Raw genomic sequence first — 15,716 nt, 5'->3', positions numbered from 1 at the left:
GTTCCTCGTTCATCATCATCGGCGGATCGAGTGATCCGCTACTCAAGTCTCGCTCAGCGCCCGGTGAGGCGCTTGGCGTTTTCCAGGTGGGCGGTGAGCCGCTCCTGGATGCGTACGGTGGCGTCGTCCAGCGCCTTGCGGGTGCGGCGGCCACCGGGCTCCCCCGCCTCGAAGGCGTCGCCGAAGACGACGTCGACGCGGCTGCGCAGCGGCGGCAGCGCCTTTATCAACCGCCCGCGGCGCTCGGTGCTTCCCAGCACGGCGACCGGGACGATCGGCGCGCCGCTGCGCACGGCGAAGTACGCCAGCCCGGCACGCAGCGAGGCGAAGTCGCCCTCGCCCCGCGTGCCCTCCGGGAAGATGCCCAGCACACCGCCGGCCGCCAGCACCTCCAGGGCGCCGGTGATGGCGGTGCGGTCGGGCACCGAGCGGTCCACCTTCAGCTGCCCGATGCCCTCCAGGAACGGGCCCAGAGGCCCTATGAAGGCCTCCTTCTTGATCAGGAAGTGCACGGGCCGGGGTGCGGTGCCCATGAGCATGGGGCCGTCGAGGTTGTGCGCGTGGTTGACGGCGAGGATCACGGGCCCGGAGGCCGGGACGCGCCAGGCGCCGAGGACGCGGGGCTTCCACAGCCCGTACATCAGGCCGATGCCGATGCCCCGGCCGACCGCGGCGCCCTTCTCGGACGGGGTCACTTGGCGGCTCGCTTCTCCTCGACGAGGGTGACGACGCACTCGATGACCTGCTGGAGGGTGAGGTCGGTGGTGTCGACCTCGACCGCGTCGTCCGCCTTGGCGAGCGGCGACGTCTTGCGGCTGGAGTCGGCCGCGTCCCGCTTGATGAGCGCCTCGCGGGTGGCGTGGACGTCCGCGCCCTTGAGCTCGCCGGAGCGGCGGGCGGCGCGGGCCTCGGGGGAGGCGGTCAGGAAGATCTTGAGGTCGGCGTCCGGGAGGACGGTCGTGCCGATGTCGCGGCCCTCGACGACGATGCCCTCCACGGCGCTCGCCGCGATGCTGCGCTGGAGCTCGGTGATCCGGGTGCGCACCTCGGGGACCGCGCTGACGGCGCTGACCTTGGAGGTGACCTCCTGGGTGCGGATGGGCCCGGAGGCGTCCACGCCGTCGACCGTGATGGTGGGGTGGGACGGGTCGGTCCCGGAGAGGATGGTGGGCTTGCCGGCGGCCGAGGCGATGGCCTCGGGGTCGTCGGTGTCCACGCCGTTGCTGATCATCCACCAGGTGATCGCGCGGTACTGCGCGCCGGTGTCCAGGTAGCTGAGCCCCAGCTTGGCGGCGACCGCCTTGGAGGTGCTCGACTTGCCCGTGCCGGAGGGCCCGTCGATGGCGACGATCACGGTTTCCACGGTGTCGGACACCTTCCTGGTACGCGGGAGAGGGGCCGGCCGGTTGCCAAGGGGCCCGGCACAAGGTTACCGACTGCGGGCCGAACCCCTTGCACCCGTTCGGAGGACCCCTCGCGCCGGGCGCCGGACTCCGTCCTCCGCCGGGTCGTCGCTACGGCCGCAGCGCCCAGCCCCGCTCCCGCAGGGCCGCCGCGAGGACCGGGGCCGCGCTCGGTTCGACCATGAGCTGGATGAGGCCGGCCTGCTGGCCCGTGGCGTGCTCGATGCGGACGTCCTCGATGTTGACGCCCGCCCGGCCCGCGTCGGCGAAGATCCGGGCCAGCTCGCCCGGCTGGTCGCTGAGCAGGACCGCCACCGTCTCGTACGCCACCGGCCCGCCGCCGTGCTTGCCCGGCACGCGGGCGCGGCCGGCGTTGCCGCGGCGCAGGACGTCCTCGACGCCGCTGGCGCCGTCGCGCCGCTTGTCGTCGTCGGCGGACTGGAGCGAGCGCAGGGCCTGGACCGTCTCCTCCAGGTCGGCGGCGACGCCCGCGAGGACGTCGGCGACCGGGCCGGGGTTCGCCGAGAGGATCTCCACCCACATGCGCGGGTCGGACGCCGCGATGCGCGTCACGTCCCGGATGCCCTGCCCGCAGAGCCGTACCGCCGTCTCGTCGGCGTCCGCCAGCCGCGCGGCGACCATCGACGAGACCAGCTGCGGGGTGTGGGAGACGAGCGCGACGGCCCGGTCGTGGGCGTCCGCGTCCATGACGACCGGCACGGCCCGGCACAGCGCGACGAGCTCCAGCGCCAGGTTCAGCACCTCGGTGTCGGTGTCGCGGGTGGGCGTCAGCACCCAGGGGCGGCCCTCGAAGAGGTCGGCGGTCGCGGCCATCGGCCCCGACTGCTCCTTGCCGGACATCGGGTGCGTACCGATGTACGCCGTCAGGTCGAGGCCCATCTCCTCCAGCTCGCGCTTGGGCCCGCCCTTGACGCTGCCCACGTCCAGGTACGCGCGGGCCACGCCGCGGCGCATCGCGTCGGCGAGCGTGGCGGCGATGTGCGCGGGCGGTACGGCGACGACCGCGAGGTCGACCGGCCCCTCGGGCGCCTCGTCGGTGCCGGCGCCGCGCGCCGCGGCGGTGCGCGCGCGGGCCGGGTCGTGGTCCACGAGGTGGACGGTGACGCCGCGCCCGGTCAGCGCGAGGGCGGCCGAGGTGCCGATCAGGCCGGTTCCGATGACGAGTGCGGTTCTCACTGGGCGATGTCCTTGCGCAGGGCGGCCGCGGCACCGAGGTACACGTGCGCGACGGCGGATTTGGGCAGATCGGTCTCGACGTGCGCGAGCAGCCGTACGACGCGCGGCATGGCGCCGTCGATGTCCAGCTCCTGCGCGCAGATGAGCGGTACGTCCACGATGCCGAGGTCGCGCACCGCGGCGGCGGGGAAGTCGCTGTGCAGGTCCGGCGTGGCCGTGAACCAGATGCTGATCAGGTCGTCCGTGGTGAGGCTGTTGCGCTCCAGTACGGCGGTGAGCAGCTCGCCGACCTGGTCCCGCATGTGCCCGGCGTCGTCCCGCTCCAGCTGGACGGCCCCTCGGACCGCTCGTACCGCCACGTCCCGCTCCTTCGTCGGCTTGGGTGCTGCTGTGATCAGCCTAGTCAGGCACGGTGGGTTAGAACTGTCCGCATGCTCTTTCACGTCGTCCCCCTCGCCCAGTGGTCCGCCGATCCGGAGGGCCCGTACGCGCCCGCCTCCCTCGCCGCCGAGGGCTTCGTGCATTGCTCGCCCGACGAGGCGGCGGCGCTCGCCATCGCCGACGCCCACTACCGGGACGCCCCCGGCCCGCTGCTGGTGCTGCGGATCGACGAGGAGCGGTTGTCGTCGGAGGTCCGCTGGGAGGGCGGGTTCCCCCATGTGTACGGGCCGGTCGACCGCGCCGCCGTGACCGGGGTCCTGGAGGTACGCCGGGAGGCGGACGGCACGGCGACGGGGCTGCTCCCGCGGGCGTAACCGGCGGCCCGGGAGACCGCGCGGCTCCTTCGCGCGGTGCGGCCGGGGCGTCAGGATGCGGCGCATGAACGCAGCGAACGCAGCCTCCACCCCCCGCCGTACCGTCCTGGCGGCCTCGGCCGCCGCGACCGCCGCCCTGGTCACCGCCTGCGGCGGCGGGGGCGACGGCGAGGGTCCCACCGACGGCGGGTCGCCGGCCGGTGAGGAGCTCGCGAGGGCCGCGGACATCCCCGTCGGCGGCGGCCGGATCTTCGCCGACCGGCAGGTCGTGGTGACCCAGCCCAGCGAGGGCGAGTTCAGGGCCTTCTCGGCGATCTGCACGCACCAGCGCTGCACGGTCGGCTCGGTCGCGAACGGCGTCATCCGCTGCCCCTGCCACGGCAGCACCTTCCGGGTCGAGGACGCCTCGGTCGTGACGGGCCCGGCCACCAGGCCGCTTCCGGCCAGGGAGATCTCGGTGTCGGAGGGCGCCATCCGCCTGGGATGATCCCGGTCATGACACCGCCGACCCCGCCGATCCCGATGACCCCGCCGGCCCCCGAAGACCTGGTGCGCGACCACACCGTCTACTCCTGCGTCATGGGGTCGCGCGCCTTCGGGCTGGCCACGGACGGCAGCGACACCGACCGCCGCGGTGTGTTCCTCGCCCCCACGGCGCTCCAGTGGCGCTTCGCCAAGCCGCCGACGCACATAGAGGGCCCGGCGGAGGAACAGTTCAGCTGGGAGCTCGAGCGCTTCTGCGAGCTCGCGCTGCGCGCCAACCCGAACATCCTGGAGTGCCTGCACTCCCCGCTCGTCGAGTACGTCGACGACACCGGACGCGAACTGCTCTCGCTGCGCCGCGCGTTCCTCTCCCGCCGGGCCCACCAGACGTTCGTCCGGTACGCGGTGGGCCAGCGCAAGAAGCTCGACGCGGACGTCCGCCGGCACGGGGCCCCGCGCTGGAAGCACGCCATGCACCTGCTGCGGCTCCTGATGAGCTGCCGCGACCTGCTGCGCACGGGCGAGCTGGTCCTCGACGTCGGCGACGCCCGCGAGCGCCTGCTGGCGGTCAGGCGCGGCGAGGTGCCGTGGCCGGAGGCCGAGGCGTGGATGGCCCGCCTGGCGGCGGAGGCGGACGAGGTGGCCGTACGCTCCCCGCTCCCGGCGGAGCCGGACCACCGGGCGGTGGAGGACTTCCTCTACCGCACCCGCCGGGCCTCAGCCCTCCAGGCCCTCCAGGGGCTGGAGACGCTCCAGGCGCACCCGTACGACGAAGTCGTGGAGGGCGTCGTACGTGGCGGAGGCGGGCGCGTCCGGTAGCGCCGACGCCGCCTGCGCCTCGTCCAGCACGGCGTGCAGTCCCTCCACGTCCGCGCGCACCCGCTCGGTGTCCACGCCGGTGGCCGGTCCGTGCTCGGCGTCGGACTTGGCGGCGATCAGCTCGGCCACGTACTCCGGCGCCGGTACCGACCCGAGCAGCGTCGGCAGGTGGGCCACCACCTCGCCCGTGCGCATCAAATGGATGCCGGTCAGCAGCACCCGGAAGGTGTACAGCAGCGGCTTGAGCTCCCCGCTCTTCTCGAACAGCCGCCACTGGGTGGCCGCGAACCCACGGTAGTGGTGCGCGTGGTGGGTGGTGAGCACACCGGGCGCGAGCGCGGCCAGCTCGGCGTGCGCGTCCGAGGTGTGGGCCACCAACGGGGACAGCAGCTGCTCCAGTACGTAGCCGTTGCGCCGCAGCATGAGCCGGACGAACTTGCGCAGGTCGTGCGTGACCAGGTCCATCTCCACGCCGTCCCGCTCCCACATCCGGGACCGGGTCTCCTCGGGCTCGCGCAGCCCGATCACCGCGTCGACCGGCAGCAGGTGCACCCCGCGCAGGTCCACGTCCGAGTCGCGGGACGGGAAGCCGTACAGGTGGGCGCCGGAGACGGTCGCGAAGAGCAGCGGATCGGGCTGCTCGGCGACGATGGAGGCCAGGTCGGGCAGGTCAACGAGGTGGGTCATGCGCTCAAGCGTCCCAGAGCGCCCCCAGCGTCGACAGCTCGCTCCCGTACTCGATCCGGTCCGCCCAGTCCCTCGGCCACGCCCCGGCCCCCAGGTGCGCCCCGGCGAAGGCGCCCGCGAGGCACGCGATCGAGTCGGAGTCGCCCTTGGTGCAGGCGGCCCGGCGCAGGGCCGTGAGCGGCTCCTCGGGGAACAGCAGGAAGCACAGCAGACCGGTGGCGAGGGCCTCCTCGGCGATCCAGCCGTCACCCGTAAGGAGACAGGGGTCGGCCTCCGGGTCGGCGGTGCGCAGGGCGGACTCCAGGGTGGTGAGGGCGGCGGCGCACTCGTCCCAGCCGCGCTCGATGAACGCCTGAGGCGTGGCGTCGTGCGCGTACGTCCACAGGTCGCCGAGCCACTTGGCGTGGTAGCGGGAGCGGTTCTCCTGCGTGTACGCGAGCAGCTGCCCGACCAGGCCGGCCGGGTCCGCGCCGTGCGACAGCAGGTACACCGCCCGCGCGGTGAGGTCCGAGGCGGCGAGCGCGGTCGGGTGCCCGTGCGTGAGGGCGGCCTGGAGCTGCGCGGCGCCGGCGCGCTGTTCCGCGTCCAGCCGGGGTACGAGCCCGAGGGGCGCGACCCGCATGTTGGCGCCGCAGCCCTTGGAGCCGATCTGGCTGGCCTCCTGCCAGGGCAGGCCGCTGTCGAGCCTGCCGCAGGCCACCAGGCACGTACGGCCGGGGGCCCGGTTGTTCTCCGGGGAGTGGTACCAGGCGACGAACTCGTCCCGCACGGGCTGCGTCAGCCGCTGCGGGGTGAACGGCCCGCGGTCCATCGCGGTGCGGATGCCCCGTGCCAGCGCCAGCGTCATCTGGGTGTCGTCCGTGACGAAGGCGGGCCGGGGCAGCTCCATCTCCCGCCAGGGGCCGCACTTCGCGAGGATCGACGGGACGTCGTTGAACTCGGTCGGGAAGCCCAGCGCGTCACCGAGCGCCAGCCCGATGAGCGAGCCGGTGGCCGCCCGCTTGATGGTGGTGGTCCTGGCGGTGGTCGTTCCAGCCGTCATGCCTGCCGTCCTTCCGGTCGCAGCAGTGGCGGGTGCAGGGCCGTGGCCCCGCCCGCCCGGTACAGGGCGGCCGGTTTCCCCCGTCCGCCGGTCAGGCGCGGCGGCCCCTCCACGGCCTCGACGAAGCCGGGCGTGGCGAGGACCTTGCGCCGGAAGTTGGGGCGGTCGAGCTCGACGCCCCACACCGTCTCGTACACCTGGCGCAGCTCGCCGAGCGTGAACGCGGGCGGGCAGAAGGCGGTGGCGAGGCAGGTGTATTCGAGCTTGGCGCCCACGCGCTCGCGCGCGTCGGCGAGGATCGTGTCGTGGTCGAAGGCGAGGGGCCCGTACGAGCCGTACGGCAGCCACTGCGCGTGCGCAGCGTCGCCGCCGCCCCGGGGCTCCGGCAGGTCCGGTACGAGGGCGGTGTACGCGACGGAGACGACCCGCATCCTCGGGTCGCGGTCCGGGTCGCTGTAGGTGCGCAGCTGCTCCAGGTGGAGGCGGGCGGCGGTGGCGCCGGAGATTCCGGTCTCCTCGGCCAGCTCGCGCCGCGCGGCCTGTTCGGCGGACTCGCGGGGCAGGACGAAGCCGCCGGGCAGGGCCCAGCAGTCCTTGTACGGCTCTTGCCCCCGCCGTACGAGCAGGACCTGCAGCCGCTCCTCGCGGACGGTGAGGACGGCGAGGTCGACGGTGACGGCGAAGGGTTCGAAGGCGTGCGGGTCGTAGCCCTCGGGACGCTCGGCCTTCGGCGCCTTCGACGCCGGTGCCTTCGGCGTGCTCATACCCGCACCACCCCCGCCGCGCGGGTGTCGGAGCCCGGGCCACCCCCGTGGGTCCAGGTTCGCCGCCCGTGCGCGGCAGGGGTGATGGGGAGTCGCAACGCCGCCTCCTTAAGAGTCACTATGACTATAAAGGCGGGAGGGTGCGTCCCACAAGCGCGAAAGCCCGCGCTCCTCGGGGAGACGCGGGCTTTCGTACGGGAACGTGCGGTTACAGGCCGACTTCCTTCATCAGCATGCCGACCTCGGTGTTCGTCAGGCGCCGCAGCCAGCCCGACTTCTGGTCGCCCAGCTGGATCGGGCCGAACGCGGTCCGGACGAGCTTGTCGACCGGGAAGCCCGCCTCGGAGAGCATGCGGCGCACGATGTGCTTGCGGCCCTCGTGGAGGGTGACCTCGACCAGGTAGTTCTTGCCGGTCTGCTCGACGACCCGGAAGTGGTCGGCGCGGGCGTACCCGTCCTCCAGCTGGATGCCCTCCTTGAGGCGCTTGCCGACCTCGCGCGGGAGCGGGCCGGTGATCGCGGCCAGGTACGTCTTCTGCACGCCGTACTTCGGGTGCGTGAGGCGGTGGGCCAGCTCGCCGTGGTTGGTGAGCAGGATGATGCCCTCGGTCTCGGTGTCGAGCCGCCCGACGTGGAAGAGGCGCGTCTCGCGGTTGGTGACGTAGTCGCCGAGGCACTGGCGCCCGTCCGGGTCCTCCATGGTCGAGACCACACCCGCGGGCTTGTTGAGCGCGAAGAAGAGGTACGACTGGGTCGCCACGGTCAGGCCGTCGACCTTGATCTCGTCCTTCTCGGGGTCGACGCGCGTGCCCTGCTCGATCACGATCTTGCCGTTGACCTCGACGCGGCCCGCGTCGATCAGCTCCTCGCAGGCGCGGCGCGAGCCCATGCCCGCCCGGGCCAGCACCTTCTGCAGGCGCTCGCCCTCCTGGTCCCCGAAGGTCTTCGGGGTCTTGATCTCGGGCCGGTTCGCGTACCGCTCGCGGTTGCGCTCCTCGATCCGGGCGTCCAGCTCGCGCGGGCGCGCCGGGGTCGTGCGGCCGCCGCCGCGCTGCGGGGACTGCCTGGGGCCGCCCTTGGCGCCCCCGCGGGCCGCCGCGCCGCGTCCGCGCTTCGGGGCCTCGGAGGGGCCGCCCACGTCGTAGCTGCGCTCCTCGGGGCGGGGCTTGCGCGGGTTGCTCCCGCGCGGAGTGCGGTCGTCGCGGCTGTTACCGGCGCCCCGGTAATTTCCGCGGCCGCCGCTGCTGCCGCGGCCGCCGCTGTTGCCACCACGGCTCCCGCCGTTGTTTCCGCTGCTGTTCCTGCCGCTGCTGCTTCGCATCAAAGTTCCGTCTTGTCGTCGTCTGGATCGAACGACGGGAGCCCTTCCCGGCTCTCCGCCTCGACCGCGTCCGCCTCGGGGAGGAAGGGCGCGAGCTCCGGGAGTTCGTCCAGGCCGCGCAGGCCCATCCGCTCCAGGAAGTAGTTCGTCGTCCTGTACAGGATCGCACCTGTTTCGGGTTCCGCGCCCGCCTCCTCCACCAGACCGCGCTGGAGGAGGGTGCGCATGACCCCGTCACAGTTCACGCCGCGCACCGCCGAGACCCTCGACCGGCTGACCGGCTGGCGGTACGCGACGACCGCGAGGGTCTCCAGGGCGGCCTGGGTGAGCCGGGCCTGCTGCCCGTCGAGGACGAAGCGCTCGACGGCCTCGGCGTACTCGGGGCGGGTGTAGAAGCGCCAGCCGCCCGCCACCAGCCGCAGCTCGAAGCCGCGCCGCTGCACGTCGTACTCGTCGGCCAGCTCGCGCAGCGCGTCGGCGACCTCGCGGCGGGGGCGGTCCAGCACCTTGGCGAGGTGCTCCTCGGTCGCCGGCTCGTCGACGACCATGAGGACGGCCTCCAGGGCCGGCTTCAGCTCCATCACGTCTCCTCCCGGCCGCTCTCGCGGTCGAACTCGTCGGTCACGGCGACGGCGGCACCGCCGTCCGCACCCGTCCACCGCACGGTGAGCTCCCCGAGGGCGTCGTCCTGCTCCAGGACGACGGCCTTCTCCCGGTACAGCTCCAGCAGCGCGAGGAAGCGGGCGACGACGGTGAGGGTGTCGGGCGCGTCCTCGGCGAGCTCCCGGAAGGTCGCCTCGCCGCGCTCCCGCAGCCGCGCGACCACCACCTCGGCCTGCTCCCGCACGCTGACCAGCGGAGCGTGGATGTGCTCCACGTACACCTGGGGCTTGGCCCGGGGCTGCATGGCCTTCACGACGAGCCGGGCGAACCCCTCGGCGCCGATGCTGATGACCACGTCCGGCAGCAGCTCGGCGTGGTGCGGCTCCAGCCCGACGGTACGCGGGTAGCGCCGGCCCTCGCTCTCCAGCCGCTCGCTGAAGATGTCCGCGACCTGCTTGTACGCGCGGTACTGCAGCAGCCGCGCGAAGAGCAGGTCCCGCGCCTCGAGGAGCGCGAGATCCGCCTCGTCCTCGACCTCGGCGGCGGGCAGCAGGCGGGCCGCCTTGAGGTCGAGCAGGGTCGCGGCCACCACCAGGAACTCGGTGGTCTGGTCCAGGTCCCAGTCGGGGCCCATGGCGCGGATGTGGGCCATGAACTCGTCGGTGACCTTGGAGAGCGCGACCTCGGTGACGTCGAGCTTGTGCTTGGAGATCAGCTGCAGGAGCAGGTCGAAGGGCCCCTCGAAGTTCGCCAGCCGCACGGTGAACCGCCCGTCGCCCTCACCGGCCCTCTCGGGCCCCGGCGGCTCGGGCTGCTCCGGCGGTACCGGCGGCTCCGACCGTACCGGCGGCGCGGGCTGCTCCGGCTCCTCCGGCGGTACGGACTGCTCCGGCTCCTCGGGCTGCTGCGCGGGTGAGGCCCCCGGGCCGCGGCCCAGGGGGCGGCGTGTGCGGCGGGGCGGGTCGTCGGTCGGGGGCATCGTGGTCCAGGAGCGTGGCGAGCGGGGGCCGGCCGGAGGAACCGGCGGGCCAGGGGGCGGCTCGCGCAGGCTACCGCCGGGGCCGCCGTCAGCGCCCGCGCAGCCGCCGTACGAGGATGCTCGCGTCGCCGCGCGACTCCAGGTCCGCCAGGACCACGGCGACCGCCTCGCGGACGATGCGGCCGCGGTCGACGGCCAGGCCGTGCTCACCGCGCAGGACCAGGCGCGCGTGCTCCAGGTCCATGAGCTCCTCGGCGGAGACGTACACCGTGATCTTCTCGTCGTGGCGTTCGCGCCCGCTGGGCCGCCGGCTTGCGGACCGGCCGCGGCGCCGGGGCGCCGGAGCGCCCGCAGCCGCGGCGGCGGCCGGCTTCGCGGGAGCGGCGGCGGGCTCGGTCGCGCGGGTACGCGGCTCCGCCGCCGCCTCGGCCTCGGCGGCCGCGTGCTCCTCGGCGGGCGCCGGAGAGGCGGGGACGGCGGCCGTGGGGTCGCTCTCGCCCGCCGGCGCCGGCACCCGCGGCTCACCGTTCGCCGCGCTCGCCTGGCGCCTGGGGGTCGACGCCTGCAGCGCCATGCCCCCGGTCGTACGGAACAACTCGTCGGCACCGGGCAGACTCACTCGGCGTGACACCGGGCGAGCACCTCCCTGGCGAGCTGGCGGTAGGCGGCCGCGCCGACCGAGTTCGAGGCGTACGTGGTGATCGGCTCACCGGCGACCGTGGTCTCCGGGAAGCGCACGGTCCGGCCGATCACCGTGTGGTAGACGTGGTCGTCGAAGGCCTCGACGACCCGGGCCAGCACCTCGCGGCTGTGCACCGTGCGGGAGTCGTACATCGTGGCGAGGATGCCGTCGAGCTCCAGGTCGGGGTTGAGCCGCTCCTGGACCTTCTCGATGGTCTCCGTCAGCAGGGCCACCCCGCGCAGTGCGAAGAACTCGCACTCCAGCGGCACTATCACCTTGTGAGCGGCCGTCAGCGCGTTGACGGTCAGCAGACCGAGCGAGGGCTGACAGTCGATCACGATGTAGTCGTAGTCCGGCAGCAGGGGCTTCAGGGCCCGCTGGAGCGTGGACTCGCGCGCGACCTCGCTCACCAACTGCACTTCCGCCGCAGACAAATCGATATTGCTGGGCAGCAGGTCCATGTTGGGCACGGCGGTCTTCAGCAGCACCTCGTCCGCCGACATGCCCCGCTCCATGAGCAGGTTGTAGACGGTGAGGTCGAGCTCCATGGGGTTGACGCCGAGGCCGACCGACAGGGCGCCCTGCGGGTCGAAGTCGACGAGAAGGACCCGCCGTCCGTACTCCGCGAGCGCGGCGCCCAGGTTGATGGTCGACGTCGTCTTGCCGACGCCGCCCTTCTGGTTGCACATCGCGATGATCTTGGCGGGGCCGTGGTCGGTCAGCGGGCCCGGGATCGGGAAGTACGGCAGGGGCCGTCCGGTAGGGCCGATCCGCTCGCGGCGCTGGCGGGCAGCGTCCGGGGCGAGGGTGGCCGCGTACTCCGGATCGGGCTCGTACTCGGCGTCGGGGTCGTAGAAGTGCCCCTCGGGCACCTCGTCGTAGGCGGCGAAGTGGGTGGACTCTCGGCCACTCTCGTTGCCGGCCATGGCGTTCACGTGTTGGCCGTCCATCATCTTCATCGTGTGGGCTGTCGTCAGGTGCTGCCGGCCGGTCTGCTGACCGGTCTGCTGACCGGCCTCGAAGGGGCGGACAGCGACGGAACCGGCATCGCCGACCGACCCTGGCTGACCACCTCCGGGAGTAAATGTCGACTCATTCACAAGTCGTCTTACCTCCTTGGAAGTGGCCAGGGGACTTATCGATAGGTCAGCGTGGCACCATGCCGACGGTTGGCGACTCTATGGCGTGTCACCGCTCCGCAGCAACACAATCGCCCGGACGCGGGCCGATGTGTCGGCAAAGAAACACTCCTCTGTCAAGGGTGCACGGCCACGCATCGACACGTTTCCCGGGTGTGCGAAACGGTTAAAGGGTTACGTTCGAGACGACTTGAACGACGGTCAGGAAGCGTCCGGACACACGTCCGGCCGGACCTTGCGCACAAGGTCCGGCCGGATGTGTGAGGTTGACGGCAACCGTTGACGGTCGGTCCCCGTCAGCCCCGGGCTCGTCAGCCGATGAAGGTGGCGGGGTCCACGTACTCCAGGTCGTGGGCCTCGGCGACCTCCTTGTAGACGACCTTGCCGTCGTGGGTGTTGAGACCCTTGGCGAGCGAGGCGTCGCGGCGCAGCGCCTCGACCCAGCCGTTGTTGGCGAGCGAGACGATGTACGGCAGCGTGGCGTTGGTCAGCGCGTACGTCGACGTGTTCGGGACGGCGCCCGGCATGTTGGCGACGCAGTAGAAGACCGAGTCGTGGACCTGGAAGGTCGGCTCGGCGTGCGTGGTCGGACGGGAGTCCTCGAAGCAGCCGCCCTGGTCGATCGCGATGTCGACAAGGACACTTCCGGGCTTCATCTTGGCGACGAGCTCGTTGGTGACCAGCTTCGGAGCCTTGGCGCCCGGGATGAGGACGGCGCCGATGACGAGGTCGGCCTCGACGACGGCCTTCTCCAGCTCGTAGGCGTTGGAGACGACCGTCTGCACCTGGGTGCCGAAGATCTTGTCGGCCTCGCGCAGCTTGTTGATGTCACGGTCGAGCAGGGTCACGTGGAAGCCCATGCCGACGGCGATCTGGGTGGCGTTCCAGCCCGAGACGCCGCCACCGATGACCACGGCCTTGCCGGCGTGCGTACCGGGGACACCGCCGGGCAGGACGCCGCGGCCGCCGGCCGAGCGCATCAGGTGGTAGGCGCCGACCTGCGGGGCCAGGCGGCCCGCGACCTCGGACATCGGGGCGAGCAGCGGAAGGGCGCGGTTCGCGGTCTCGACCGTCTCGTAGGCGATGGCGGTGGTGCCGGAGGCGAGCAGCGCGTCCGTGCACTCGCGGGACGCGGCGAGGTGGAGGTAGGTGAAGAGCGTCTGGTCCTTGCGGAGGCGGTGGTACTCCTCCGCGATCGGCTCCTTGACCTTGAGCAGCAGGTCGGCGGTGGCCCAGACCTCGTCGGCGGTGGGCAGGATCTGCGCGCCGGCGGCCACGTACTCGCCGTCCGTGATCGAGGAGCCGACGCCGGCGTTCTGCTCGATGAAGACCTGGTGGCCGTTGCGGACGAGCTCGTGCACGCCGGCGGGGGTGATGGCCACCCGGAACTCGTTGTTCTTGACCTCGCGGGGGATGCCGACCTTCACGTCGATCACGGTCCTTGGCTCGGGGGGTACTGGGGGCAATGCAATACATACCCGGATGCAGTGGACGCATCGGGATAGACCGCGGTCAATCGCGGCTCACCCAGTCTATTGAAGGACTTCCCGTTGTCTAGCCTTGCAAAGACCTAATCTTCGGCTGAAGCACTGCGGATTTCGTAGGCGGAGCTTTCGCTTCCCAGCATGCGCTCGGCGGTCGCGCGGTGCAGCCGGGCCGCCGCCGGATCGCCGAGCCGGTCGAGCGTGTCGGCGAGCCGCAGCTGGAGCGCGGCGAGAAGCCGCATGTCGTCGGCGCGCCGGGCCCACTCGATCGCCTCCTCGCAGGTGCGCAGCGACTCGTGCGGCCGGCCCGCGTACTCCTGGACCCGGGCGATTTCGCTCAACGCCCGCGCGTGGCCCGGGAGATCGCCGAGGCGGCGATATCCGGCCGCGGCCGCCCGCCAGCTGCGCAGCGCCTCGCCGTACCGCCCGGCATAGGTGTGTACGGCGCCGAGCCTGCCGTACAGCCGGGCCTGGTCGGCGCGCTCGTCACGGGCGAGGCGCTGGGAGAGGGCCCGCCCGTACCAGTCGGCGGCCCGCTGCCAGTCCCCCAGCTCCTGGTACGCGCCACCTACGGATTCCATCGCGCGACCGGTCGCGTACGGGTCATTCGCGTCGCGTCCGGCGTCCAGAGCTGCGCGATACCGCATCAAAGCGTCCTGGGTCCTCCCGGTGGCGGCGTCCAGATCGGCGAGGTTCAGCAGGGCCGCGGCCCGCTCGCGGTGCAGGCCGCGCCGCTCGGCGACGTCGAGCACCAGCTGGTGCAGCCCGTACAGCTCGGGCGCCGCCGTCTCGGGGCCCCGGTGCGCGGTGAGCGCCCGGACGAGCGCGGCGATCAGTCGGCGGGCCAGGGTGTCGAGCTCCCCGTCGGCGACCGCGAGCCGGGCGGAGGCCAGCAGCGCGGGCTGCCGGGTGCGGAGCCACTGGCTGGCGGTGCCCACGCTGGGGAAGCGCAGGGCGCGCGGCAGCCCGGCGAGCCGGCGCCGCGCGGCCGAGCCCTCGGGCTCGGTGACCGCCCGGCACGACTGGAGCAGCCGCACGGTCCGTTCCAGCATCCGCGCCCGCGCCAGCTGCACTTCGGCGGGCCGGTCCTCGCTCTCCAGCAGCTCCCTCAGCAGCGGCACGAGGCAGCCCGGGACCTCGTACTGGCCGCCCCGCTCCCCGTCCCGTACGAGCCCGAAGGCGACGAAGCCCTCCAGCGTGGAGCGGGCGGCCGACACCGAGCAGCCGGCCAGCGCGGAGGCGGTCTGGGCGTCGGCGAGGCCCAGCGGCGCGAGGGCGAGGAGCCGCAGCAACCGGGCGGCGGGCGGCGGCAGGGCCTCGTAGGCGAGGCGGAAGGCGCGGGCGAGCGGGCGGGCTGCTTCGGGCCGGCCGGGGTCGTCGGGCAGGGACCGCAGCCGTTTGGCGAGGTCGGCGACGGACGACATGGGGCGGGCGGCGAGCCAGCCGCCGGCCAGTACGAGCGCGGCGGGCTGGCCGCCGCACAGCTCGGTGAGCGTCTCGGCGGCCTGCGGGTCGACGGTGATGCGTACGGAGCCGGTGAACCGGTTGAGGAGCTCGATGGACGACTTGGCGTCCAGCCCGCCCAGCGTGCAGGGCCGTACGCCGGGCAGCCCGGTGAGCGGCCCCTGGGCGACGGCGACCACCAGGCAGTCGGAGGTGTCCGGCAGCAGGGGGGCGACCTGGCCGGCGTCGGTGACGTCGTCGAGGAGGAGCACCATGCGCCGCCGGGCGAGGGCGCCGCGCAGCAGCTGGGACAGCTCGTCCTCGTCGGCCCCGGCGGGCGCCTCGATGCCGAGGTCGACCAGGAGGTCCCGGGCGGTCCGCTCGGTGGGGACGGGCGCGCCGCCGGGCTCGGTCAGCCGGGCCCGCAGCACCCCGTCCTCGTACGCGCCCTCCGCGAGGAGCCCGCGCACGAGCTCACCGGCGAGCGCGGTGCGCCCGCTGCCCGGCCGCCCGGCGATGAGCAGCACCCGGGGACGGGGCGTGGTGCGCCCGGCGATGGTGTCGAGCCCGGCGTTCTCGATGTCGGCCCGCAGTGCCTTCAACTCGCGCTGGCGGCCGAAGAACCGGCCGCTCTCCGGCTCAGCGCCCTCGTCGAAGTCCACCGCCTGCTCCGCCACGGGTCACGCTCCCGTCCACTGCGCCACGTGCTGTCCCGCCGGGTCTCCGGCGGGTGATCCGAGCGTAGTTCAGCCGGGTGGGCCTCCCCCGCGGAGCAGGGCGGACAGGTCCCTCTTTCGGATCAGCAGATCGTCACACTGCGGGACCTATGGCGAGTGAGCCGAAGGGGAGCGCGGGTGTCGAAAGGGAGAACGCGCGGAGGGTCGTGAGGAACGATCGACCCGAGCACGGTCGACC

At 73.1% G+C, this 15,716-nt stretch carries 17 protein-coding genes; 3 read left to right on the top strand and 14 right to left on the bottom strand.

Annotated features, from left to right (window positions below; genetic code table 11):
• Positions 1-53: 53 nt before the first annotated feature.
• The 4 genes from AB0A69_RS17295 to aroH all read right to left on the bottom strand — a co-directional run bounded on the left by AB0A69_RS17295 (position 54) and on the right by aroH (position 2,959).
• Positions 54-734 carry a lysophospholipid acyltransferase family protein gene (locus AB0A69_RS17295; protein ID WP_361421781.1) on the bottom strand — a complete coding sequence of 227 codons (681 nt, stop codon included), beginning with the start codon at positions 732-734 and terminating at the stop codon, positions 54-56.
• The gene (gene cmk, locus AB0A69_RS17290) at positions 692-1,354 is read right to left on the bottom strand and encodes a (d)CMP kinase (protein WP_361422460.1); all 663 of its coding nucleotides are present in this window, start codon (positions 1,352-1,354) and stop codon (positions 692-694) included. The genes AB0A69_RS17295 and cmk overlap by 43 nt, the downstream gene beginning before the upstream one ends.
• 160 nt (positions 1,355-1,514) lie before the next feature.
• A complete protein-coding gene (locus AB0A69_RS17285) occupies positions 1,515-2,600 on the bottom strand; it encodes a prephenate dehydrogenase (RefSeq protein ID WP_361421778.1) in 1,086 nt (361 codons plus the stop codon).
• Positions 2,597-2,959, bottom strand: coding sequence for a chorismate mutase (gene aroH, locus AB0A69_RS17280; RefSeq protein ID WP_361421775.1), 363 nt, complete (start codon positions 2,957-2,959; stop codon positions 2,597-2,599). Before aroH ends, AB0A69_RS17285 begins: the two co-directional genes overlap by 4 nt.
• Before the next feature lie 72 nt (positions 2,960-3,031).
• Here aroH and AB0A69_RS17275 point away from each other — a divergent pair, with 72 nt between their 5' ends.
• The 3 genes from AB0A69_RS17275 (at position 3,032) to AB0A69_RS17265 (ending at position 4,657) form a co-directional block, all read left to right on the top strand.
• Positions 3,032-3,355: a DUF952 domain-containing protein gene (locus AB0A69_RS17275; protein WP_361421772.1), complete on the top strand. Its 324-nt coding sequence runs from the start codon at positions 3,032-3,034 to the stop codon at positions 3,353-3,355.
• Between the two features lie 64 nt (positions 3,356-3,419).
• A complete protein-coding gene (locus tag AB0A69_RS17270) occupies positions 3,420-3,842 on the top strand; it encodes a Rieske (2Fe-2S) protein (RefSeq protein WP_361421769.1) in 423 nt (140 codons plus the stop codon).
• 35 nt (positions 3,843-3,877) lie between these two features.
• The gene (locus tag AB0A69_RS17265; RefSeq protein ID WP_361422457.1) at positions 3,878-4,657 is read left to right on the top strand and encodes a nucleotidyltransferase domain-containing protein; all 780 of its coding nucleotides are present in this window, start codon (positions 3,878-3,880) and stop codon (positions 4,655-4,657) included.
• Here the strand turns inward: AB0A69_RS17265 and AB0A69_RS17260 are convergent.
• From AB0A69_RS17260 to AB0A69_RS17215, 10 genes are all read right to left on the bottom strand, one after another.
• The gene (locus tag AB0A69_RS17260; protein ID WP_361421766.1) at positions 4,556-5,344 is read right to left on the bottom strand and encodes a nucleotidyltransferase domain-containing protein; all 789 of its coding nucleotides are present in this window, start codon (positions 5,342-5,344) and stop codon (positions 4,556-4,558) included. The two genes, AB0A69_RS17265 and AB0A69_RS17260, sit on opposite strands and share 102 nt — an antisense overlap.
• 4 nt (positions 5,345-5,348) lie before the next feature.
• Positions 5,349-6,386 carry an ADP-ribosylglycohydrolase family protein gene (locus tag AB0A69_RS17255; protein ID WP_361421763.1) on the bottom strand — a complete coding sequence of 346 codons (1,038 nt, stop codon included), beginning with the start codon at positions 6,384-6,386 and terminating at the stop codon, positions 5,349-5,351.
• Positions 6,383-7,150: an NUDIX domain-containing protein gene (locus AB0A69_RS17250; RefSeq protein ID WP_361421760.1), complete on the bottom strand. Its 768-nt coding sequence runs from the start codon at positions 7,148-7,150 to the stop codon at positions 6,383-6,385. Before AB0A69_RS17250 ends, AB0A69_RS17255 begins: the two co-directional genes overlap by 4 nt.
• A 208-nt stretch (positions 7,151-7,358) precedes the next feature.
• The gene (locus AB0A69_RS17245) at positions 7,359-8,471 is read right to left on the bottom strand and encodes a pseudouridine synthase (protein ID WP_361421757.1); all 1,113 of its coding nucleotides are present in this window, start codon (positions 8,469-8,471) and stop codon (positions 7,359-7,361) included.
• Positions 8,471-9,052, bottom strand: coding sequence for an SMC-Scp complex subunit ScpB (gene scpB, locus AB0A69_RS17240; RefSeq protein ID WP_361421754.1), 582 nt, complete (start codon positions 9,050-9,052; stop codon positions 8,471-8,473). Before scpB ends, AB0A69_RS17245 begins: the two co-directional genes overlap by 1 nt.
• Positions 9,052-10,053, bottom strand: coding sequence for a segregation/condensation protein A (locus AB0A69_RS17235; RefSeq protein ID WP_361421751.1), 1,002 nt, complete (start codon positions 10,051-10,053; stop codon positions 9,052-9,054). Before AB0A69_RS17235 ends, scpB begins: the two co-directional genes overlap by 1 nt.
• A gap of 88 nt (positions 10,054-10,141) precedes the next feature.
• Positions 10,142-10,672 (bottom strand): hypothetical protein, encoded by a 531-nt coding sequence (locus AB0A69_RS17230; RefSeq protein WP_361422454.1) that lies wholly within the window; start codon positions 10,670-10,672, stop codon positions 10,142-10,144.
• A complete protein-coding gene (locus AB0A69_RS17225; protein ID WP_361421748.1) occupies positions 10,669-11,835 on the bottom strand; it encodes a ParA family protein in 1,167 nt (388 codons plus the stop codon). The genes AB0A69_RS17230 and AB0A69_RS17225 overlap by 4 nt, the downstream gene beginning before the upstream one ends.
• A gap of 350 nt (positions 11,836-12,185) precedes the next feature.
• A complete protein-coding gene (gene ald, locus AB0A69_RS17220) occupies positions 12,186-13,301 on the bottom strand; it encodes an alanine dehydrogenase (RefSeq protein WP_361422451.1) in 1,116 nt (371 codons plus the stop codon).
• 143 nt (positions 13,302-13,444) lie between these two features.
• Positions 13,445-15,478 (bottom strand): tetratricopeptide repeat protein, encoded by a 2,034-nt coding sequence (locus AB0A69_RS17215; protein ID WP_361421745.1) that lies wholly within the window; start codon positions 15,476-15,478, stop codon positions 13,445-13,447.
• Between the last annotated feature and the right edge of the window lie 238 nt (positions 15,479-15,716).

It is taken from the genome of Streptomyces sp. NPDC045431, from assembly GCF_040646655.1.
Taxonomy (GTDB): Bacteria; Actinomycetota; Actinomycetes; order Streptomycetales; family Streptomycetaceae; genus Streptomyces.
The sequence above is the reverse complement of the archived record's forward strand: the minus strand, read 5'-3'. Positions and strand labels throughout refer to the sequence as shown.

Excerpts from the sequence above, each read along its gene's own strand:
- AB0A69_RS17255 (WP_361421763.1), bottom strand. The coding sequence starts at position 6,386 with ATGACGGCTGGAACGACCACCGCCAGGACCACCACCATCAAGCGGGCG.
- AB0A69_RS17265 (WP_361422457.1), top strand. The coding sequence starts at position 3,878 with ATGACCCCGCCGGCCCCCGAAGACCTGGTGCGCGACCACACCGTCTAC.
- AB0A69_RS17260 (WP_361421766.1), bottom strand. The coding sequence starts at position 5,344 with ATGACCCACCTCGTTGACCTGCCCGACCTGGCCTCCATCGTCGCCGAG.
- AB0A69_RS17245 (WP_361421757.1), bottom strand. The coding sequence starts at position 8,471 with ATGCGAAGCAGCAGCGGCAGGAACAGCAGCGGAAACAACGGCGGGAGC.
- AB0A69_RS17270 (WP_361421769.1), top strand. The coding sequence starts at position 3,420 with ATGAACGCAGCGAACGCAGCCTCCACCCCCCGCCGTACCGTCCTGGCG.
- AB0A69_RS17275 (WP_361421772.1), top strand. The coding sequence starts at position 3,032 with ATGCTCTTTCACGTCGTCCCCCTCGCCCAGTGGTCCGCCGATCCGGAG.
- AB0A69_RS17235 (WP_361421751.1), bottom strand. The coding sequence starts at position 10,053 with ATGCCCCCGACCGACGACCCGCCCCGCCGCACACGCCGCCCCCTGGGC.
- scpB (WP_361421754.1), bottom strand. The coding sequence starts at position 9,052 with ATGGAGCTGAAGCCGGCCCTGGAGGCCGTCCTCATGGTCGTCGACGAG.
- AB0A69_RS17250 (WP_361421760.1), bottom strand. The coding sequence starts at position 7,150 with ATGAGCACGCCGAAGGCACCGGCGTCGAAGGCGCCGAAGGCCGAGCGT.